We start from the raw sequence: 21,164 nt of genomic DNA, 5'->3' as shown, positions 1-21,164 counted from the left end.
TCCGGCCTCCGGCTACGGCGTCGGCCGGTACCCGCCGTAGGCCATGGCCTCCAGCCGCGCGATCCGCTCCGCCGTCGGCGGGTGGGTGGAGAACAGCCGTCCCGCGCCCCCGCGGAACGGGTTCTCGATCATCAGCGCGCTCGTCGTCTGCAGGCGCGGTTCCGGGGGCAGTGGAGCCTGGGCCACGCCCAGCTCGATCTTGCGAAGCGCGCTGGCCAGGGCCAGCGGGTCCCTCGTCAGGACCGCCCCCGACTCGTCGGCCTGGTACTCACGGGAGCGGCTGATCGCCAGCTGGATGAGCGAGGCGGCCAGCGGGCCGAGGATCACCACCCCGATCAGCGCCAGGGGGTTGCGCTCCTCGTCGTCTCGCGATCCCCCGAAGAAGTACGCGAACTGGGCCAGGAACATGATCGCGCTGGCGAGCGTCGCCGCGACCGACGCGGTCAGGATGTCGCGGTTGTAGACGTGGGAGAGCTCGTGGCCGAGGACGCCTCGCAGCTCGCGGTCGTCGAGCAGGTCGAGGATCCCCTGCGTGCAGCACACCGCCGCGTGCTCGGGGCTGCGGCCCGTCGCGAACGCGTTGGGGGCGTTCGTCGGGGAGACGTACAGGCGTGGCATCGGCTGACCGGCGCTCGTCGACAGCTCGTTGACGATGCGGTAGACGCGCGGCTGCTCCTGCGCCGTCACCGGGTAGGCGCGCATCGACCGCAGCGCGAGCTTGTCGCTGTTGAAGTAGGTGAACGCGTTGATGCCGAGCGACATCAGGAACGCGACCACCAGGCCGCCCGAGCCGCCGATCAGGTAGCCCGCGACGAGCAGGAGCGCCGACAGGCCGGCCAGCAGGACCGTCGTCTTGAGCCGGTTGTGGTGGTGCACCGAGATCCCCTCCTACGGCCGGTTCCGGCCGTTCATCGGGTCAACGCCACGCTCCCGCGGTTCGTTCCTCGCCGCCTTCCCCCCAGGATCGCGGTCCGAGGCGACATCGGGCAACGGGGTACGCGCTCCGCCCACGCGCCGCTCGGGCGCGACCCCCGCGAGCCCCGCGCTCAGCACGTCCGCCTCGAGCACGAGCGACGCGTCCCTGGCCACGGCCGGCACGGGAGTGGCGGCCCAGAAGAGTGCGTCGAAGGGACACACCTCGACGCAGATGCCGCAGTACATGCACAGTCCGAAGTCGATGGCGAACCGGTCGAGGACGAGGGTCCGGGAGCGGGACGTGGGGCGTCCCGCCGGCCCGGTGGGGCCGGCGGCGGACGCCTCGGCGTGGCCCTCGACGTGGATGCACCAGCAGGGGCAGTCCCGGACGCAGAGCATGCACACGGTGCAGGCCCCGGGGTCCAAGGCGATGGAGCCCCGGGAGCCGGGGGGTCGGTCGGCGCTCACCGGGAATCCGCCTCGCTGACTCCGGGGGGAAGCAGGGCTCGCCTGCGGCGGCGCCCCCCGGCGTCGTCCGGGTCGACGGCACCCGGCCAGGGACGGGCTGCGCGGGCCGCCAGGGGCGCCGACTTGCGCAGGGGATGACCGGCGATCCCGTGCAGCAGGAGGGGACGCGGGTCCGGGTGGCCCGTGAACGTGATGCCGAACATCTCGGCGACCTCGCGCTCGTGCCACGCCGCCCCCGCGAAGACCCCCGTGAGGGTGGGCAGCAGGGGGTCCTCGGGGGGCGGGGCGGTCCGCAGCAGCAGGCCGGCTCGGCGCTCCCGGCAGTACAGGCGCGCCACGACGACCGGCACGGTCTGGGCAACCCCCGGGCGGCCGTCCTCGTAGGCGCCGAGGAAGTCCAGCCAGCGGCAGCCGAGGACGTCGCGAGCGGCCGTCGCCGTGGGCAGCCAGTCCGTCGCCGGGACGTCCGCGTGCTCGTCCCCGCGGTCGCCCACGACGCGCCCGACGCCGAGGGCGGCCACCAGCTCCTGGGCCAGGCTCATGGCCCGGCCCGTTCAGCGAGGAGGGTGAGACCGTCCAGGAGCGCGTCCGGGCGAGGCGGGCAGCCGGGCACGTACACGTCGACCGGGATCAGCCGGTCGACCCCGGGCGTCACGCTGTAGGAGTCCCAGTAGGGTCCGCCGCTGTCCGAGCAGGCACCGAAGGACACGACGTACCCCGGAGCCGGCAGCGCCGCCCAGAGCGCGCGCACCGCCGGCGCGAGGACGTCGGTGACGGTGCCTGACACGACGAGGACGTCCAGGACCCGCGAGGGCGGCTGCTCGTCGGCGGCACCCACGTCGGCGGCATCGACGTCGGCGGCATCGGCCCGCGACAGCGCCGCCGCCACCTCGACCGCGCAGCACGCGAGGCCGGCCTCGGCGAGGACGAGGCGGAAGCGCCGCCCGGCCACGTCCACCTCGACCGGCGGCACCCGGCCCAGGATCGTGACGTCGGCCATCCGGGCAGCGTAGGACGTGCGCCCGGGACGCGCGCGAAAGGAGGGTCGTGAGCAGCGGCGTCACGCTGGAAGCGGCCTATCCTGACGTGGTGTCAAAAGACGTCGTATCCCTGGACCGAGTGATCATCCGCTTCGCAGGCGACTCCGGGGACGGCATGCAGCTCACCGGTGACCGGTTCACCTCCGAGACCGCCGCTTTCGGCAACGACCTGTCGACTCTGCCGGACTTCCCTGCCGAGATCAGGGCCCCGGCCGGCACCCTGCCCGGTGTCTCGGCCTTCCAGCTGCACTTCGCCGACCACGACATCATGACCCCGGGGGACGCCCCCAACGTGCTGGTCGCGATGAACCCGGCGGCGCTGAAGGCCAACCTCAAGGACCTGCCGCGGGGCGCGGAGATCATCGTCGACACCGACGAGTTCACCCACCGCAACCTGCTCAAGGTCGGCTACGAGACCAACCCCCTCGAGGATGGCTCCCTCGACGCCTACAACGTCCACCCGCTCGCGCTCACCTCGATGACGGTCGCCGCCCTGAAGGGCATCGACGTCACCAAGAAGGAGGCCGAGCGGGCGAAGAACATGTACGCCCTCGGCCTGCTCACCTGGCTGTTCAACCGGCCGACCGAGGGCACGCTCGCCTTCCTCGAGACCAAGTTCGGGCGCCGGCCCAACATCCTGGCCGCGAACCTCGCCGCCTTCCGCGCGGGCTGGAACTTCGGGGAGACCACCGAGGACTTCGCCGTCTCCTACGAGGTCAAGCCGGCCCACGTCGCCCCGGGCACCTACCGCAACATCACCGGCAACCTCGCGCTCGCCTACGGCTTGGTGGCTGCCTCGCAGCGGTCGGGTCTGCCCCTGTTCCTCGGCTCCTACCCGATCACCCCGGCCTCGGACGTCCTGCACGAGCTGTCCAAGCACAAGCGGTTCGGCGTGCGCACCTTCCAGGCCGAGGACGAGATCGCGGGCATCGGTGCCGCGCTCGGCGCCGCGTTCGGCGGGTCGCTCGCGGTGACGACCACCTCCGGACCCGGGGTCGCGCTGAAGTCGGAGACCATCGGCCTGGCCGTCTCGCTGGAGCTCCCGCTCGTCGTCGTCGACATCCAGCGCGGCGGACCGTCGACCGGGCTGCCGACCAAGACCGAGCAGGCCGACCTGCTCCAGGCGATGTTCGGCCGCAACGGTGAGGCACCGGTGCCCATCGTCGCCCCCCGCTCCCCAGCGGACTGCTTCGACGCTGCGCTCGAGGCGTGCCGGATCGCGACGACGTACCGGACGCCCGTCTTCGTGCTCTCCGACGGCTACCTCGCCAACGGCTCGGAGCCCTGGCGCGTCCCCGACGTCGAGGACCTGCCGGAGCTCGGTGTCTCCTTCGCCACCGAGCCCAACCACGTCCTCGATGACGGCACCGAGGTCTTCTGGCCCTATCTGCGCGACCCGCGCACCTTGGCTCGGCCGTGGGCGATCCCGGGTACGCCCGGCCTGGAGCACCGCATCGGCGGCATCGAGAAGGCCGACGGATCCGGCACGATCTCCTACGACCCGGCCAACCACGACCTGATGGTCCGCACGAGGGCGGCGAAGGTGGACGGCATCGCCGCGGACATCCCGCCCCTGGAGGTCGACGACCCCTCAGGGGACGCCCGCGTCCTGGTCCTCGGATGGGGATCCACGTACGGCCCGATCGGGGCCGCCGTCCGCCGGGCCCGCCGCAACGGCGCCCACGTCGCGCAGGCCCACCTGCGTTACCTCAACCCGTTCCCGGCCAACACCGGCGACGTCGTACGGGCCTACGAGCGGGTGCTCATCCCCGAGATGAACCTGGGCCAGCTGGCCCTGCTCGTGCGGGCCAAGTACCTGGTGGACGCGGTCAGCTACAACCGGGTCCGCGGCCTGCCGTTCAAGGCCGAGGAGCTCGAGTCGGTGATCACGGACCTGCTGGCCACCCTGGCTGCCGACCACGACAGCGACCTGATGACGGGAGCTCCGCATGCCTGAGGCTGCGCCGCCCCTTCGCGACCTCCCCTCGCTTCGCCTGGTCCCCAAGGCGCAGGAGAGCCAGACGGCGAAGGACTTCAAGACCGACCAGGAGGTCCGCTGGTGCCCCGGCTGCGGGGACTACGCGATCCTGGCCGCGGTCCAGGGCTTCCTGCCCGAGCTCGGGCTGCGCCGAGAGAACATCGTGTTCGTCTCCGGCATCGGCTGCTCCAGCCGCTTCCCGTACTACATGGACACCTATGGGATGCACTCGATCCACGGCCGTGCGCCGGCGATCGCGACGGGCCTCGCGACGTCGAGGCCGGACCTGTCCGTGTGGGTGGTGACCGGGGACGGCGACGCCCTGTCGATCGGCGGCAACCATCTGATCCACGCCCTGCGCCGCAACGTGAACCTCAAGATCCTGCTGTTCAACAACCGGATCTACGGCCTCACCAAGGGTCAGTACAGCCCCACCTCGGAGCCTGGGAAGATCACCAAGTCCACGCCGATGGGGTCGCTGGACTACCCGTTCAACCCGGTGTCGGTCGCCCTCGGCGTCGAGGCGACATTCGTGGCCCGCACCATCGACTCCGACCGCAAGCACCTGACGGAGGTGCTGCGCGCCGCGGCGGCGCACGAGGGCACGGCACTGGTCGAGATCTACCAGAACTGCAACATCTTCAACGACGGCGCCTTCGACGGGCTCAAGGAGCCCGAGACGCGCGAGGAGTGGACGATCCGCCTGGAGCACGGTCAGCCCATCCGCTTCGGCGTGGACGGGCGGCACGGGGTGATCAGGGCGGCGGACGCGACGCTGCAGGTCGTCGACGTCGCCGACGTGGGCGAGGACGCCCTGCTGGTGCACGACGCCCATGCGGCCGACCCGTCCACGGCCTTCGGCCTGGCGCACCTCGCCGACGTGGTGTCCCTCCAGCGCACGCCGATCGGGGTGTTCCGTGAGGTGTACCGGCCGACCTACGACTCGTTGATGGCGGCGCAGATCGAGCGCGCCACCGAGGAGACGGGGCCCGGGGACCTACAGGCGCTGCTGCGAGGCAACGACACCTGGACGATCAGTTAGTGACGATCAGTTAGTGACGATCACCTGATCCTCCTCACCCACCCTCGGTGTGGCCCCCACGACGTGCTCGGCCCCCTCCACGTGCCAGACAGTTCGGGCGGCGGGACGCACGAGGCGTCTGACAGCCGGCCGCGCCCGCGGGGGTAGCGACCGGCGTCGTGAACGGTCGCGCTGGGCTGGAAGGATGGGCGAGTCAGGTAGGCGGTATGCTACTGGTGAGTAACTTAGGGCGAGCGAGCGGGAGTGCACGTGGACGTCGTGGTGTGCATCAAGCAGGTCCCGGACAGCTGGGCGGAGAAGCAGCTGAGCCCCGGTGACCTGACGCTGGACCGGGCGTCGGCCGAGGCGGTGCTCAACGACCTCGACGAGTACGCCGTCGAAGCGGCCCTGCAGCTCGTCGAGGCGCACGGTGGCCAGGTCACCGTGCTGACGATGGGTCCGGATCGAGCGGGCGAGGCCATCCGCAAGGCGCTGTCCATGGGTCCTGACGCCGGCGTGCACGTCGTCGACGACGCCCTCCACGGCTCGGACGCGCTGGCCACCTCGGCGGTCCTCGCCACGGCGCTGGGCACCCTGACCTGGGATCTCGTGCTGCTCGGCTGCGAGTCCACCGACGCTCGCATGTCGGTCATCCCGGCAATGCTCGCGGAGCGGCTCGGCCGACCGCAGCTCACCTACGCTGCGACGCTGGCGGTCGACGGCTCGACGGTCACCGCCGAGCGGCAGACGGAGACCGGGATCGAGGTCCTGCGCGCCGAGCTGCCCGCGGTCGTCTCCCTCGTCGAGAAGGCCAACGAGCCCCGCTACCCGTCCTTCAAGAACATCATGGCGGCCAAGAAGAAGCCGGTGACCACCCTCACCCTCGCCGACCTCGGGATCGATCCCGCCCAGGTGGGGCTGTCCGCCGCATGGAGCCGGGTCGAGGACGCCGAGAAGCGCCCGCCCAAGCCGCCCGGCGTCCGCATCACCGACGAGGGCGACGGCGGGCGCAAGCTCGTCGAGTACCTCGTGTCACAGCAGCTCGTCTGACCCAGATCCGAACAAGCGAGGGAAGTCCTGATGGCACAGGTCCTGGTCCTGGTGGACGTGGTCGACGGCAGCGCGACCAAGGCGACGACGGAGCTGCTCACCCTGGCGCGCGCGATCGGCGAGCCGGCCGCGGTCGTGCTGGGGCCAGACGGCACCTACGACGCGGTACGCGAGACCCTCACCGAGTACGGCGCGGCGAGCGCCTACGTCGCGGAGGGGGAGGAGGTCGCCGACCACGGAGCCGGCGCCAAGGCGGAGGTGCTGGCCGGCGTGGCCGGTCAGGCCGCACCCGCTGCCGTGCTCGTTCCGGCGACCATCGAGGGCAAGGAGATCGCCGGTCGGGTGGCCGTGCGGCTCGGCTCCGGCCTGGTCACCGACGCGGTCGACGTCGTCCCCGACGGGTCCGGGCTGCTGGCGACCCAGAGCGTGTTCGGAGGCTCGACGGTGGTGCACTCGCGGGTCGTGACCGGTGTCCCCGTCATCGCGGTCCGGGTAGGAGCGCTGGCTGCCGAGCCCGCCCCGGTCGAGACCCAGCGCGTCGACGTACCGCTGTCCCTGTCTCCCCAGGCGACGGCGGTGCGCGTCGTCGAGCGCCGGGAAGCCAAGCGCTCGGCCCGCCCAGAGCTCGCGGAGGCGAGCATCGTGGTGTCCGGCGGGCGCGGGACAGGCGGCGACTTCGGCCCGGTCGAGGCTCTCGCGGACGTGCTGGGCGCGGCCGTTGGGGCGTCGCGCGCCGCCACCGACGCCGGCTGGTACCCGCACTCCTACCAGGTCGGCCAGACCGGCAAGACGGTCTCACCGCAGTTGTACGTCGCCTGCGGCATCTCCGGCGCCATCCAGCACCGCGCGGGCATGCAGACCTCGAAGACCATCGTCGCGGTCAACAAGGACCCCGAGGCCCCGATCTTCGAGCTCGCCGACTTCGGCGTGGTCGGGGACCTCTTCACCGTCCTGCCGCAGGCCACCGAGGAGCTGCAGCGCCGCAAGGCGTGAGGTGGGGCTGAGAGAATGCCGCGGTGGGTGAGGAGCGGCGCGGCATCGCCTACGCCGCCACGGCGTACGTCTTGTGGGGGCTGTTCCCGCTCTACTTCGAGGCGCTGAAGCCCGCGAGGCCGCTGGAGGTCCTCAGCCACCGGGTGGTGTGGTCGCTGGTGTTCTGCCTGCTCCTTGGGCTCGTCCGCCGGCACTGGGCGTGGGTGCGGCTCCTCCTGCGCGACCCACGGCGGCTGCTGCTCGTCTGCGTGGCGGCATGCGTGATCGCGCTCAACTGGGGCGTCTACATCTGGGCGGTGGAGGCCGACCACGTCGTCGATGCCTCGCTCGGGTACTTCGTCAACCCCCTGGTCACTGTCCTGGCCGGCGTCATCGTGCTCCACGAGCGGCTTCGGCGCGCCCAGCTGGCCGCGGTCGGGATCGCCGGGCTGGCAGTGGCGGTGCTCACCGTCGCCTATGGGCGGCCTCCGGTCATCGCGATCGTGCTGGCGCTGTCGTTCGCGACGTACGGGCTGGTGAAGAAGGTCATCGACATGCCCGCCCTCGAGTCGCTGACGAGTGAGGCGACGGTGTTGTTCCTACCCTGCATCGTCGTGCTGCTGGCGCTGCACCAGCGCGGCAGCCTGGTCTTCGGGAGTGCGGGGGCGGACAAGAGCGCGTTGCTCGCCGCGGCCGGACCGATCACCGCCATCCCGCTGCTTCTCTTCTCCGCCGGCGTCGCGAGAGTGGCGCTGACGACGGCGGGCCTGCTGCAGTACATCACCCCGGTGATCCAGTTCCTCATCGGCGTGCTGGTCTTCCACGAGGCGCTGCCTCCCGCGCGCCTCGCGGGCTTCGTCCTGGTCTGGGTGGCCCTCGGCGTGCTCGCCGTCGACGTCGCGCGGCAGGGAGGGACGCGGCCGGCCGTGGTTCCGGCCGGTCCGCGCCTGGAGCCTGACGTCACGGTGTGAGGCGGGTCAGCCGGTCCGCTCGACGACGGCGTCGCACAGGGACTCGAGGGCGGCTCGCGCGGAGATGTCCGGCAGGCCGGCCAGCAACCCACGGGCCTCGTCGGCGCACCTGCGGACCTCCGCACGTGCCGACTCCATCGCCGGATGGGCGCGCAACAGCTGAAGCGCCTCGGCGTGGTCCGCGTCGTCGGAGATGGGGCCGAGCAGGAGCTGGCGCAGCCGCACGTCGGCGGGATCCTCGGAGCGGCGTACGTGGAGCACCGGCAACGTCGCGACCCCCTCACGAAGGTCGGTCCCCGGGGTCTTGCCCGACTCGTCGGCATCGCTCGCGACGTCGAGCAGGTCGTCGGAGAGCTGGAACGCGACGCCGATGCGCTCCCCGTAGCCGGTCAGGACGTCCACCACCGACTCCTCCGCGCCCGACAGCATGGCGCCGAAGCGGCCCGACGTGGCGATCAGGGACCCGGTCTTGTCGGCCACGACGGACAGGTAGTGCGCGACGGCGTCCTCACCCGGCGCTGGGCCGACGGTCTCCCTGATCTGCCCGACCACCAACCGCTCGAAGGTGCGGGCCTGGATGCGTACGGCCTCGGGGCCGAGGTCGGCGAGCAGGTCCGACGCGCGGGCGAACAGGAAGTCCCCGGTGAGGATGGCCACCGTGTTGTCCCATCGGGCGTTGGCCGATGCGACGCCTCGGCGCTGGGCCGCCTCGTCCATCACGTCGTCGTGGTAGAGCGTCGCGAGGTGGGTCAGCTCGACGACGGCCGCGGCGGGGACGACCCCCGGTGCGTGCGGGTCGCCGAAGGAGGCGGCGAGCAGGACCAGGAGCGGGCGGAAGCGCTTGCCCCCCGCGTCGACCAGGTGCCGGGACGTCTCGGTGACGAACGGGTAGTCGCTCTTGACCGACGTCCGCAGCAGTTCCTCGACCTGACGCAGTCCGTCCCTGAGCTCGGCCTCCAGGGCGGGGTCGGGCAGGGTGAGCCCCAGCGACGGCGCCCCGGGTCGTGTCGTCACGGGTCAGCGGGTGAAGAGCGAGGCCTTCTCGGCCAGCTCGAGGAAGGGCTGGGGCACGATGCCCAGCACGACGGTCGCGACGACGGCGATGGTCAGCGTTGCCTTCGTCAGCAGACTCGGGACGACGACGGTCGGGCCCTCGGGCGAGGGGTCGCTGAAGAACATCAGCACGATGACCCTGACGTAGAAGAACGCGGCGATGGCGCTCGCGAGGACGCCCACCACGACCAGGGTCGACGCACCGGCACCCTGGGCGGCGGTGAAGACCTCGATCTTCCCGATGAAGCCGCTCGTCGGCGGGATGCCGGCGAAGGCGAGCAGGAACAACGCGAACGAGGCGGCCACGAGCGGTGAGCGACGGCCCAGCCCCGCCCACTGCGACAGATGGGTCGCCTCGCCGGCGGAGTCGCGGACCATGGTGACCACGGCGAATGCGCCGAGGGTCACGAAGCCGTACGCCAGCAGGTAGAACAGCGTCGCCGACAGCCCCGCCTGGGACAGCCCCAGGATGCCGACGAGGATGAACCCGGCGTGAGCGATCGAGGAGTAGGCCAGCAGCCGCTTCACGTCGGTCTGGGTCAGCGCGACGACGGTCCCCACCGCCATGGTGAGGATGGCGACGGCCCACATCATCGGCCGCCAGTCCCAACGGATGCCCCCGAGGGCGACATAGAAGATCCGCGCCAGGGCACCGAATGCGGCGATCTTGGTGCAGATCGCCATGAATCCCGTGATCGGCGTCGGCGCGCCCTGGTAGACGTCGGGCACCCAGCGCTGGAAGGGAGCGGCCCCGACCTTGAACAGCACGCCCACGGCGACCAGCGCGGTCCCGATGAGCAGCAACGGGTCGAGCCCCGAGGTGTTCCCGATCGCGTCGGCGATGTCGGAGAGGGAGGTGGAACCCGCGAAGCCGTACAACAACGAGGCGCCGTAGAGGAAGAAGGCTGACGCGAACGCACCGAGCAGGAAGTACTTCAGCGCCGCCTCCTGGCTGAGCAGACGGCGACGGCGGGCCAGCCCGCACAGCAGGTACAGCGGGAGGGAGAGGACCTCCAGAGCCACGAACAGGCTGATCAGGTCACCGGACGCGGGGAACATGAGCATCCCGGCGACCGAGAACATGAACAGCGGGAAGACCTCGGTCTGCTGCAACCGGTCGGCGACCGCCTGCCGCTCCTCGGAGCTGCCCGGCACGGTCGAGGCAGACGGGGCGAACGCGTCACCCGAGGGGTCCAGTCCCCGCTCCGCGACGAGCAGCAGGCTGAGGAAGGCGAAGATCAGGATCGTCCCCTGCATGAACAGCGCGGGAGGGTCGATGATGATGGAACCGCCGACCGCGACCTCTCGCGTGCCGTGGTTCAGGCAGACCGCGACGAACGCAGCGACTGTGGCGACGAGTGCAAGGCCGAGCTGGACCGCGCCGCGACGCTCCTTCGGAACGAGCGCCTCGACGAGCACCCCCGCGACCGCCGCTCCGAAGACGATGAGCATCGGGGACAGCGCGGAGTAGGCGATCGAGGGAGCGGTGAACTCCACCGACATCAGCCCGATCACTTCGACGTCCCTTCGGATCCGGCCGCGACGGGTGTGTGCGGGTGGGGGTCGCTGACCTGGACCTGCTTCAAGGTGTTGGCGACCGCGGGGTTGATGACGTCGAGCAGGGGCTTCGGGAAGAAGCCGAGCGCGACGATGATGGCGATGACCGGCGCTACCGCCAGCGACTCACGCCATCCCAGGTCCTTGAAGCCCTTGACGCCCTCGGTCGCCGGTCCGGTCGCGGCCCGCTGGTACCACCAGAGGACGTACAGCGCGGCCAGCACGATGCCGATCGTCGCGGCGACCCCGGCCACCGGGTAGCGCACGAAGGTACCGACCAGGACGAGGAACTCGCTGACGAAGCTGGACAGACCAGGCAGGGCCAAGCCAGACAGGCCGACCACGAGGAAGGTGCCGGCCAGGATCGGCGCGACCCGCTGCACTCCCCCGTAGTCGGCGATCCGGCGCGACCCTCTCCGCTTGATCATGAAGCCGGCCAGCAGGAACAGGCCAGCGGTCGAGAAGCCGTGGTTGACCATGTAGAGCGTCGAGCCGGACTGGCCCTGGGTGGTCAGGGCGAAGATACCCAGGGTGATGAAGCCGAAGTGCGAGACCGAGGTGTAGGCGATCAGCCGCATCATGTCGCTCTGGCCGACCGCGAGCAGCGCCCCGTAGAGAACCGCGATGACGCTGAGCACCGCGACGCCGGGGGCGAACCATCGGGAGGCATCGGGGAACAGCTGCAGGCAGTAGCGGATCATCCCGAAGGTGCCGACCTTGTCGAGCACCCCGACGAGGAGCACCGCGGTGGCCGGTGTGGACTCCGCGGCGGCGTCCGGAAGCCAGGTGTGGACCGGCCACATCGGAGCCTTGATGGCGAACGCGGCGAAGAAGCCGAGGAACAGCCACTTCTGGGTCGAGCTGCTGATCGACAGGTCGGTGAGCGCTCGGAAGTCGAAGGTCCCGCCGTGCCCGCCGTGCCCGGAGACGACGTACAGGCCGACCAGCGCGGCCAGCATGAGCAGGCCCCCGAGCAGGCTGTACAGGAGGAACTTCACCGCGGCGTACTGGCGTTGCGGGCCGCCGAACATGCCGATCAGGAAGTAGACCGGCAGCAGCATCGCCTCGAAGAACACGTAGAACAAGAAGAGGTCCAGCGAGGCGAAGACCATCACCATCGCGGTCTCGAGGACGAGCAGGAGGGCGAAGTACGTCTTCACGGCGTGACGAGCGTCGTCCACGTCGTCCCACGCGGCGATGAGGACCACGGGCACGAGCACCGCCGACATCGCGATGAGCGCCAGCGCGATCCCGTCGACCCCGACCGTGTAGCTGACGCCGAGTGAGGAGATCCAGGTGTGGTTCTCCACGAACTGGTACGTCGCGCCGTGCGGGTCGTAGGCGAAGCACATCGCGACCGCGAGCCCCAGCGTCACGAGGGAGAAGGCGAGGGCGACCTGCTTCGCGAGCACCGGCTTGGACGTCGGCAGCGCGGCGACGAGGATCGAGCCCACCAGCGGGACCACCGCCAGGACCGAGAGCCACGGGAAGCCGTTCACGTCAGATCCTCACCAGCACGACGGCGGCGACCACGATCGCGGCGCCGGCGAACATGGACAGGGCATAGGTGCGGACGAACCCGGTCTGGAAGCGTCTGACCCGCCCGGAGATTCCGCCGATGAGTGCCGCCAGGCCGTTGACCGCCCCGTCGACGACGCGGTTGTCGAAGAAGACGAGCAGACGGGTGAGGTACTGGCCGGGACGCATGAACACGGCCTCGTTGAACGCGTCGCCGTACAAGTCCTGCCGCGCGGCGCGGGTGAGCCCCCCGCCCGCCGGAGCGGTGATCGGCACCGGCTTGGCCCCGTAGGTCTGCCAGGCGAGGAACAGCCCTCCGGCAACGAGAACGAGGGTGATGACGCTGACCGCGGCGGGGCTCAGCCGCTCGGTCCCCTCCGGCGGGGTGCCCACGACCGGGGCGAGCCAGTCGACCAGGCGGTTGTTGAGGATCAGGAAGCCACCGATGACGACGGATCCGGCCGCGAGGATGGTGACCGGGGCCATCATCACGGCGGGCGACTCGTGGGGGTGCCGGTCGGACTCCCAGCGTCGCTCGCCGAAGAACGTCATGAAGACCAGTCGCGACATGTAGAAGGCGGTGATGGCCGCGCCGAGCATCGCGAGCAGCCCCACGAGCCAGCTGTCGTTGAGGCCTGCCTCGATGATCTTGTCCTTGGTGAAGAACCCCGAGAAGGGCGGGACCCCGATGATCGCCAGCCAGCCGCAGACGAAGGTCCAGAAGGTCAGGGCCATGGGTATTCGCAGGCCACCGAAACGCCGCATGTCCGTCTCGTCGCCCATCCCGTGCATCACCGAGCCGGCGCCGAGGAACATGTCGGCCTTGAAGAAGCCGTGCGCCAGCAGGTGCGCTATCGCGAAGGCGTAGCCGGCCGGACCCAGCCCGGCGGCGAGGAACATGTAGCCGATCTGGCTCATCGTCGAGGCCGCGAGGGCCTTCTTGATGTCGTCCTTGGCGCAACCGATGATGGCGCCGAAGAGCAAGGTGACCGTCCCGATGGTCACCACCGCGATCCGCGCGCCGTGCGAGGCGTCGTAGATCGCGCTGGAGCGGGCGATGAGGTAGACGCCCGCGGTCACCATGGTGGCCGCGTGGATCAGCGCGGAGACCGGGGTGGGACCGGCCATGGCATCGCCGAGCCAGGACTGCAGGGGGACCTGGGCGGACTTGCCGCACGCGCCGAGCAGGAGGAGCAAGCCCATCGCGAGAAGTGCTCCGCTCGTCGCCTGCGACGCCCCGGCCGACACCCCCGCGATGCTCACCGTGCCGAAGGTCGCGAACATGACCATGATCGCGATGGACAGGCCCATGTCACCGACCCGGTTGACGACGAACGCCTTCTTCGCCGCGGCGGCGTACGTCGGGTTCTCGTTCCAGAACCCGATGAGCAGGTAGGAGGCAAGGCCCACGCCCTCCCACCCGACGTACAGCGTCAGGTAGCTGTCGGCCAGGACGAGCAGGAGCATCGAGGCCACGAACAGGTTCAGGTAGGCGAAGAAACGCCGCCGGTCCGGGTCGTGGGCCATGTAGCCGATCGAGTAGATGTGGATGAGCGAGCCCACCCCGGTGATGAGCAGCACGAAGACCATGGACAGCTGGTCGAGGGTGAAGCCGACGTCGACGTGGAACGTCCCGACCGGGATCCAGGTGTAGAGGTGCTGGGTCACCGAGCGATCGCCGGAGCTGCGTCCGAGCATGGCGGCGAACTCGACACAGCCGATGACGAAGGCCACGAGCACGGTGGCGCACCCGAGCAGGTGGCCGAAGCGGTCGGTGCGCCGCCCACCCAGGAGCAGCACTGCGGCACCGAGCAGGGGGAGCGCCACGAGCAGCCACGTCAGGGAGAAGGCACCCGTGGCACTCACGGTGTGCTCGGTCCCCTCGGCGAGGAGGTTCAGGTGCACGGAGGTCCCCATCGGCTCAGTACTTGAGCAGGTTGGCGTCGTCGACCGAGGCCGAGCGTCGCGTCCGGAAGATGGTCACGATGATCGCGAGCCCGACGACGACCTCGGCTGCGGCGACCAGCATGGTGAAGAACGCGAACACCTGACCGTCGAGGTTGCCGCGCATGCGGGAGAAGGTGACGAAGGACAGGTTGCAGGCGTTGAGCATCAGCTCGACGCACATGAAGACGACGATCGCGTTGCGACGGAGCAGCACGCCCGCGCCGCCGATGGTGAACAGCAGCGCGGAGACCACGAGGTAGGCGTACGGGCTCACGACTCGCCTCCCTCGGCCTCGGCGACCAGCGTCTCGCCGGCACCCTCGAGCGCCGCGGGCTTGCGCACCGGGCGGGCGGACAGCACGACGGGTACGGACTCCGGTGACGGCGAGCCGTCGGGCAGGAGGCCCGGAGTGTCGACAGCGTTGTGCCGCGCGTAGACGCCCGGAGCCGCGAGCGGGGTCGGCCGCCCGGTCCTCACCCGCTGCTCGGACAGCTCGCGCTGGCGCACCCTGACGGCCAGCCGCTCGCGGTGCGCGAGCACCATGGCGCCGACCGCCGCGACGATCAGCAGCGCGGACGTCACCTCGAACACCCAGACGTAGCGGCTGAAGATGAGGACCGCGAGTCCCTGCACGTTGCCGCCCTGAGCCTCGTTGGCGGGGCCGAGCCCCTCGGCCGAGCCAAGCGTCGCGTGGCCGAGCCCGATCACCAGGAGGAGGCCGAAGCCGAGCCCGACGAGAACGGCGGCGATGCGCTGGTGCGGGAGGGTCTCGACGAGGGAGTCGCTCGAGTCCACACCGACGAGCATCAGCACGAAGAGGAACAGCATCATGACGGCGCCGGTGTAGACGACGATCTGCACGATGCCCAGGAAGACCGCGTCCTGGAGGATGTACATGAACGCCAGGCTGATCATGGTGAGGGCGAGCCACAAGGCACTGTGAACGGCCTTGCGGCTCCACAGCATCGCCAGGGCGCCGAAGACCGCCGCGATGGCGAGGATCCAGAACGCGATCTCGCCGGGCACGGTCGACATCGCCAGCAGGCCGCTCATGACGCTGCCTCCTCGCCGGCCACCAGGGCCGGCGCCTGCTCCGGGACGGCTTGCGTGACCTTGCCCTCGTAGTAGTCCTTCGCGGTGGTCCCGGGGACCATCGGGTGCGGGGCCTCGAGCATTCCAGGCAGGAGGGGACCCAACAGGTCCTGCTTCTCGTAGATGAGCTTGGCCCGGCTGTCGTCGGCCAGCTCGAAGTCGTTGGACATGGTCAGCGATCGCGTCGGGCACGCCTCGATGCACAGCCCGCAGAAGATGCAGCGAAGGTAGTTGATCTGGTAGACCCGGGCGTAGCGCTCGCCGGGGGAGAAGCGCCCGCCTGGCTCGTCGGTGTTGTCCGCGCCCTCGACGTAGATGGCGTCGGCGGGGCAGGCCCAGGCGCACAGCTCGCAGCCGATGCACTTCTCGAGACCGTCAGGGTGGCGGTTCAGCACGTGACGGCCGTGGAAGCGCGGCTTGGTCTCCTTCTTCTCCTCGGGGTACTGCTCGGTGACGACGTGCTTGAACATCGTCCCGAAGGTGACCCCGAAACCGCGGCCGGGCACGCTCATGGCGTCTCCTCGTCGCTGTCGTCGTGGCCGTCCCCGGGCCATCCAGCGGCGGGCACCGTGACCGGCTCCCGGACGCTCTCACCCGGCAGGGGTGGGGTGGGGTGCTCCTTGAACCGCGGGTTCCTTGCCCGCTCGGCGCGGCGCTCGTCCTCCGCGCGCTCCTCGTCACGGATTCGTCGCTCGGCGGCGAGGCTCCACGCGATGGACAGGATGGCGAAGACGGCGACCAGGCCGACGCCGATGACCATGCGCTGCCCGCGGGTGGCTCCCTCGTTGTCCGCCGCACGCAGGGTCGCGACGGCGAGGATCCACAGCAACGAGACGGGGATGAGGAACTTCCAGCCCAGCCGCATGAACTGGTCGTAGCGCAGCCGAGGCAGGGTTCCCCGCAGCCAGATGAACACGAACAGGAAGACCATGACCTTGGCCAGGAACCAGATGAGCGGCACCCACCCGGAGTTCGCGCCGGACCAGATCGACAGCGGCCAAGGGGCGCGCCAGCCGCCGAGGAAGAGCGTGGTCGCCATCGCAGAGACGGTGACCATGTTGACGTACTCCGCGAGGAAGAACAGCGCGAAGGTGAGCGAGCTGTACTCGGTGTGGAAGCCGCCGACCAGCTCGCCCTCGGCCTCGGGCAGGTCGAAGGGCGCGCGGTTGGTCTCCCCGACCATCGACATGCAGTAGATCGCGAACGAGGGCACCAGCGTCAGGCAGTACCACAGGTGCTGCTGGCCCGCGACGATGCCGGAGGTCGACATGGTGCCCGCGAAGAGGAACACGCCGACGAAGGACAGGCCCATCGCGACCTCGTAGGAGATCATCTGGGCGCTCGAGCGCAGCCCGCCCAGCAGCGGGTACGTCGAGCCGGAGGACCACCCGCCGAGGACGATGCCGTAGATCCCGATGGACGCGGCCGCTACGACATAGAGCACCGCGATCGGGAAGTCGCTCACCTGCAGCGGCGTCTCGTGGCCGAACATCGAGACCTCAGGCCCGAGCGGGATGACCCCGAAGGCCAGGAAGGCGGTCCCGGTCGCGATGAGCGGGGCCAGCACATAGACCCAGTTGTCCGCCGCCTTGGGGAGGATCTGCTCCTTGAGCGCCAGCTTGATCCCGTCCATCAGTGACTGCAGGAGCCCCTCCGGGCCCACCCGGTTGGGACCGATGCGGTTCTGCATCCGCCCCACGACACGGCGCTCCGCCCAGATCGTGAACAGCGTGAGCAGGACCAGCAGGACGAACACGCCGAGCACCTTGATGAGGGAGATCCACCAGGGGTCGTCGAACGGGGGCGGGGCATAGGGGGCTGCGGCGGCGAGGGTGAGGCTCATGCGCTGCTCCCAGGGGCGATGCGGACGACCGTGCCCGCTCCGGCCGCGAGGTCGGCCTGCGCCGAGCAGCCGGCTGAGTGCGCCGGGAGCCAGACGACCCGGTCGGGCATCGAGGTGACACAGAGGGGCACGGTGACGCTACCGCGCTCGCTGGAGACCGTGAGCGGCGCTCCGTCGACCGCGCCGATCTCCGACGCCGTCGCCGGCGAGAGGCGGGCGACGGGCGTACGAGCGGTGCCGGCGAGATGCGGCTCGCCCTCCTGGAGGCTGCCGCGGTCGAGCAGCAGGCGCCAGGTCGCGAGGACGGCCTCGCCGGCCGCCGGCTGCGCGGCGTCGCCCGCGGGGAGGTCAGGGGCGGTGGGTCGCTCGCCCTCCCACGGCTCGAGCTCGGCCAGCTCGCGCCGGACCGCCTCGACGGTGCCCAGGCCGATGGGCGCGCCCAGCTCATCGGCCAGCGCGGAGAGCACCTCGGCGTCGGAGAGAGCAGAGGAGTCGAGGGCGGGACCGAAGGCGCGCGGGCGTCCCTCCCAGTCCAGGAACGTGCCGGCCTTCTCGGCGACGGGTGCGACCGGAAGGACGACGTCGGCGATCTCGGTCACCGCGGACGTGCGCAGCTCGAGGCTGACCACGAAGCCCGCGGCCCGGATCGCCGCCAGGGCGTCCCCGGGGACGTCGACGGGGTCGACGCCTCCGACGACGAGGCCGCTCAGGGTCCCGTCGGCCGCCGCGCGCAGGATCGCGTTGGTGTCACGCCCCGGCGTGCTCGGCAGCGCCGGGACCCCCCAGGCCGCGGCGGCATCGACCCGGGCCTGTGCGTCGGCCACGGGGCGACCGCCGGGCAGCAGGCCGGGGAGGGCACCCGCCTCCACCGCGCCGCGCTCGCCCGCCCGACGGGGCATCCAGGCGATCCGGGCGCCGGTCGACCTCGCCAGACGGGACAGCGCGCTGAGGCCGCCGGCGACAGCGGCCAGCCGCTCGCCGGCGACGACGATGGCGTCGGGCGCGCGCAGCGCCTCGGCGACCTCGGCCCAGGCCTCGTCGAGTCCACCACCGGTGCTGCCTCCGGACAGGGCCTCGAGCACGTGTGCCTCGCCCCCGGGCGTGCACGCGAGCAGCTGGCCGGAGAGCTTGTCGAGCCCGCGCGAGGCGTACGCCGCGATGCTCGCGACTCGCGTACGCCCCTGCCGGACGGTCTTGCGCAGCCGCAGGAACACGATGGGCGACTCCTCCTCGGGCTCGAAGGCCACGAGGAGGACCAACGGCGCGCTCTCGAGGTCGGCGTAGGTGAGCTGGACACCACGTCCGGCGACGTGCGCCGCGAGGAAGTCGGCCTCCTCGGCGGAGTGCGCACGGGCACGGAAGTCCACGTCGTTGGTGCCCAGGACGACCCGGGCGAACTTCGACCACGCGTAGGCGTCCTCGAGGCTGACCCGCCCGCCGGGCAGGAGGCCGACACCGCCGGCGTCCCTGGCAGCGGCGAGGCCGCGGGCCGCGACGTCCAGCGCGTCGGGCCAGGACGTCTCCACCAGTGACCCGGACTCGTCACGGACGAGTGGAGCGGCGAGGCGGTACTGCTCGTCGGCATAGGTGAACGCCCACCGGCCCTTGTCGCAGTTCCACTCCTCGTTGACGTCAGGGTCGTTGGCCGCCATCCGGCGCAGGACCACGCCGCGGCGGTGGTCCGTACGCAGGGCGCAGCCCGAGGCGCAGTGCTCGCAGACGCTGTGCGCGGACACCAGGTCGAACGGGCGGGAGCGGAAGCGGTACGCCGCCCCAGTCAGCGCCCCCACCGGGCAGATCTGCACCGTGTTGCCGGAGAAGTAGGACGCGAACGGCGCGCCCTCGGCGGTGCCGACCTGCTGGTCGGCACCCCGCTCGAGCAGCTCGATGAAGGGGTCGCCGGCGATCTGCGCCGAGAATCGCGTGCACCGGGCGCACGAGATGCAGCGCTCCCGGTCCAGCAGGACCTGCGAGGAGATGGGCAGCGGCTTGGGGAAGGTCCGTTTGGGTCCGTCGAAGCGGGACTCGCCGCGCCCGTTGGACATCGCCTGGTTCTGCAGCGGGCACTCCCCGCCCTTGTCGCAGATCGGGCAGTCGAGGGGATGGTTGATGAGCAGCAGCTCCATCACGCCCTGCTGCGCCTTGTCCGCCGCGGCCGACGTGAGCTGGGTGCGGACCACCATCCCGTCGGTGACGGTCGTGGTGCACGACGCGAGGGGCTTGCGCTGACCCTCGACCTCCACCAGGCACTGCCGGCACGCGCCCACGGGGTCCAGCAGCGGATGGTCGCAGAAGCGGGGGATGGCCAGCCCGATCTGCTCGGCTGCGCGGATGACCAGCGTGCCCTTGGGCACGGAGGTCTCGATCCCGTCGATGGTCACGGTGACGAGGTCGGCGGCGGCCACTGGCACACCTCCACCAGTCGTGGTCACGGTCATCAGGCGTGAGCTCCCGCGAAGAGGGTGGCGGCCTCATAGGGGAACAGCTCCCAGGCCGGCGTGTGCATCCCGGCCTCGAACTCGTCCCGGAAGAACTCGATGGCGGAGGTGATCGGGCTGGTCGCACCGTCGCCGAGCGCGCAGAACGCCTTTCCGAGAATGTTGTCGCAGAGGTCCAGCAGCAGCTCGATGTCTCCCTCGTGGCCCTGGCCCGCCTCGAGGCGGCGGAGCACGTCCACCAGCCAGTACGTGCCTTCGCGACACGGCGTGCACTTGCCGCACGACTCGTGCTTGTAGAACTCCGTCCAGCGCAGGACGCAGCGCACGACCGAGGTGGTCTCGTCGAAGATCTGCAGCGCTTTCGTGCCCAGCATGGACCCGGCAGCGGCGACTGCCTCGTAGTCGAGGGGGACATCGAGGTGCGCTGCCGTCAGGAGCGGCGTGGAGGACCCACCCGGGGTCCAGAACTTCAGCTCGTGTCCCTCGCGGACGCCCCCCGCGAGGTCCAGCAGCTCCCGCAGGGTGACGCCGAGCGGGGCTTCGTACTGCCCCGGCCGCTGCACGTGCCCGGACAGCGAGTAGAGCGTGTACCCCGCGGACTTCTCCGTCCCCATGCTCTTGAACCACTCGGCGCCGTTGGCGACGATCGACGGCACGCTCGCGATCGACTCGACGTTGTTCACGACCGTCGGGCTGGCGTACAGGCCGGCGATGGCCGGGAACGGCGGGCGCAGGCGCGGCTGCCCGCGGCGGCCCTCGAGGGAGTCGAGGAGGGCGGTCTCCTCACCGCAGATGTAGGCGCCGGCCCCCGCGTGCACGGTGATGTCGAGGTCGTATCCGGACCCGAGCACGTCCGTGCCCAGGAATCCGGCAGTCTGCGCGTCGGCGACCGCCTGCTGGACGCGGCGGACGATGTGCACCACCTCGCCGCGGACGTAGATGAACGCGTGCCGCGCACGGATGGCGTACGAGGCGATGACCACTCCCTCGACGAGGGCGTGCGGGTTGGCCATGAGCAGCGGCATGTCCTTGCACGTGCCCGGCTCGGACTCGTCGGCGTTGACCACGAGGTAGTGGGGCTTGCCGTCGCCTTGCGGGATGAACCCCCACTTCATCCCAGTCGGGAAGCCGGCACCACCGCGGCCGCGCAGACCGGAGTCCTTGACGAGCTGGATGATCTCGTCGGGGTGCATGCCGAGGGCCTTGCGCAGCGCCTCGTACCCGCCGTGACGGCGGTAGGCGGCGAGCGTCCAGGAATCGGGCTCGTCCCAGTGCGCGGAGAGCACAGGGGTCAGCTGCAC

19 protein-coding genes are annotated in these 21,164 nt (G+C 70.8%); 5 read left to right on the top strand and 14 right to left on the bottom strand.

What is annotated here, in order from left to right; all coding sequences use genetic code 11:
* Positions 1–12: 12 nt before the first annotated feature.
* The 4 genes from htpX to nuoB are packed head-to-tail and all read right to left on the bottom strand — an operon-like array spanning position 13 to position 2,383.
* Positions 13–876 (bottom strand): zinc metalloprotease HtpX, encoded by an 864-nt coding sequence (htpX, locus tag VMI11_05050; GenBank protein HTY71780.1) that lies wholly within the window; start codon positions 874–876, stop codon positions 13–15.
* A gap of 12 nt (positions 877–888) precedes the next feature.
* On the bottom strand, positions 889–1,383 hold the full coding sequence (locus VMI11_05045; GenBank protein HTY71779.1) for a 4Fe-4S binding protein: 495 nt from the start codon (positions 1,381–1,383) through the stop codon (positions 889–891).
* Complete coding sequence (locus VMI11_05040) at positions 1,380–1,925, bottom strand: NADH-quinone oxidoreductase subunit C (GenBank protein ID HTY71778.1); 546 nt, start codon at positions 1,923–1,925, stop codon at positions 1,380–1,382. Before VMI11_05040 ends, VMI11_05045 begins: the two co-directional genes overlap by 4 nt.
* Positions 1,922–2,383: an NADH-quinone oxidoreductase subunit NuoB gene (gene nuoB, locus VMI11_05035; GenBank protein ID HTY71777.1), complete on the bottom strand. Its 462-nt coding sequence runs from the start codon at positions 2,381–2,383 to the stop codon at positions 1,922–1,924. The genes VMI11_05040 and nuoB overlap by 4 nt, the downstream gene beginning before the upstream one ends.
* Before the next feature lie 89 nt (positions 2,384–2,472).
* On the opposite strand from nuoB, the gene VMI11_05030 reads away from it, so the two are divergent.
* The 5 genes from VMI11_05030 to rarD all read left to right on the top strand — a co-directional run bounded on the left by VMI11_05030 (position 2,473) and on the right by rarD (position 8,415).
* Positions 2,473–4,380 (top strand): 2-oxoacid:acceptor oxidoreductase subunit alpha, encoded by a 1,908-nt coding sequence (locus VMI11_05030; protein HTY71776.1) that lies wholly within the window; start codon positions 2,473–2,475, stop codon positions 4,378–4,380.
* On the top strand, positions 4,373–5,443 hold the full coding sequence (locus tag VMI11_05025) for a 2-oxoacid:ferredoxin oxidoreductase subunit beta (protein HTY71775.1): 1,071 nt from the start codon (positions 4,373–4,375) through the stop codon (positions 5,441–5,443). The genes VMI11_05030 and VMI11_05025 overlap by 8 nt, the downstream gene beginning before the upstream one ends.
* A 249-nt stretch (positions 5,444–5,692) precedes the next feature.
* Positions 5,693–6,472 (top strand): electron transfer flavoprotein subunit beta/FixA family protein, encoded by a 780-nt coding sequence (locus VMI11_05020; protein ID HTY71774.1) that lies wholly within the window; start codon positions 5,693–5,695, stop codon positions 6,470–6,472.
* 30 nt (positions 6,473–6,502) lie between these two features.
* Positions 6,503–7,465 carry an electron transfer flavoprotein subunit alpha/FixB family protein gene (locus tag VMI11_05015; GenBank protein HTY71773.1) on the top strand — a complete coding sequence of 321 codons (963 nt, stop codon included), beginning with the start codon at positions 6,503–6,505 and terminating at the stop codon, positions 7,463–7,465.
* Positions 7,466–7,488: 23 nt separating this feature from the next.
* Positions 7,489–8,415, top strand: coding sequence for an EamA family transporter RarD (rarD, locus tag VMI11_05010; protein HTY71772.1), 927 nt, complete (start codon positions 7,489–7,491; stop codon positions 8,413–8,415).
* 6 nt (positions 8,416–8,421) lie between these two features.
* Here the strand turns inward: rarD and VMI11_05005 are convergent, their stop codons facing one another.
* Genes VMI11_05005 through nuoF form a run of 10 tightly spaced genes read right to left on the bottom strand, consistent with a single transcriptional unit; the run spans position 8,422 to position 21,164 of the window.
* Positions 8,422–9,429 (bottom strand): polyprenyl synthetase family protein, encoded by a 1,008-nt coding sequence (locus tag VMI11_05005; protein ID HTY71771.1) that lies wholly within the window; start codon positions 9,427–9,429, stop codon positions 8,422–8,424.
* 3 nt (positions 9,430–9,432) lie between these two features.
* Complete coding sequence (gene nuoN, locus VMI11_05000) at positions 9,433–10,971, bottom strand: NADH-quinone oxidoreductase subunit NuoN (GenBank protein ID HTY71770.1); 1,539 nt, start codon at positions 10,969–10,971, stop codon at positions 9,433–9,435.
* Positions 10,972–10,979: 8 nt separating this feature from the next.
* Entirely contained in the window at positions 10,980–12,524 is a 1,545-nt protein-coding gene (locus VMI11_04995) for an NADH-quinone oxidoreductase subunit M (GenBank protein HTY71769.1), read from the bottom strand.
* Between the two features lies 1 nt (position 12,525).
* Positions 12,526–14,409, bottom strand: coding sequence for an NADH-quinone oxidoreductase subunit L (gene nuoL / locus VMI11_04990; protein ID HTY71768.1), 1,884 nt, complete (start codon positions 14,407–14,409; stop codon positions 12,526–12,528).
* A gap of 55 nt (positions 14,410–14,464) precedes the next feature.
* Positions 14,465–14,764, bottom strand: a complete 300-nt coding sequence (nuoK, locus tag VMI11_04985) for an NADH-quinone oxidoreductase subunit NuoK (GenBank protein ID HTY71767.1) — start codon at positions 14,762–14,764, stop codon at positions 14,465–14,467.
* Entirely contained in the window at positions 14,761–15,543 is a 783-nt protein-coding gene (locus VMI11_04980) for an NADH-quinone oxidoreductase subunit J (GenBank protein HTY71766.1), read from the bottom strand. Before VMI11_04980 ends, nuoK begins: the two co-directional genes overlap by 4 nt.
* Positions 15,540–16,094, bottom strand: coding sequence for an NADH-quinone oxidoreductase subunit NuoI (nuoI, locus tag VMI11_04975; GenBank protein ID HTY71765.1), 555 nt, complete (start codon positions 16,092–16,094; stop codon positions 15,540–15,542). Before nuoI ends, VMI11_04980 begins: the two co-directional genes overlap by 4 nt.
* Entirely contained in the window at positions 16,091–17,425 is a 1,335-nt protein-coding gene (gene nuoH, locus VMI11_04970; protein ID HTY71764.1) for an NADH-quinone oxidoreductase subunit NuoH, read from the bottom strand. Before nuoH ends, nuoI begins: the two co-directional genes overlap by 4 nt.
* The gene (locus tag VMI11_04965) at positions 17,422–19,863 is read right to left on the bottom strand and encodes an NADH-quinone oxidoreductase subunit G (protein HTY71763.1); all 2,442 of its coding nucleotides are present in this window, start codon (positions 19,861–19,863) and stop codon (positions 17,422–17,424) included. Before VMI11_04965 ends, nuoH begins: the two co-directional genes overlap by 4 nt.
* Positions 19,863–21,164 carry an NADH-quinone oxidoreductase subunit NuoF gene (nuoF, locus tag VMI11_04960; GenBank protein HTY71762.1) on the bottom strand — a complete coding sequence of 434 codons (1,302 nt, stop codon included), beginning with the start codon at positions 21,162–21,164 and terminating at the stop codon, positions 19,863–19,865. Before nuoF ends, VMI11_04965 begins: the two co-directional genes overlap by 1 nt.

Source organism: Actinomycetes bacterium, from assembly GCA_035506535.1.
In the GTDB taxonomy this organism is placed as follows: domain Bacteria; phylum Actinomycetota; class Actinomycetes; order DATJPE01; family DATJPE01; genus DATJPE01.
The sequence above is the reverse complement of the archived record's forward strand: the minus strand, read 5'-3'. Positions and strand labels throughout refer to the sequence as shown.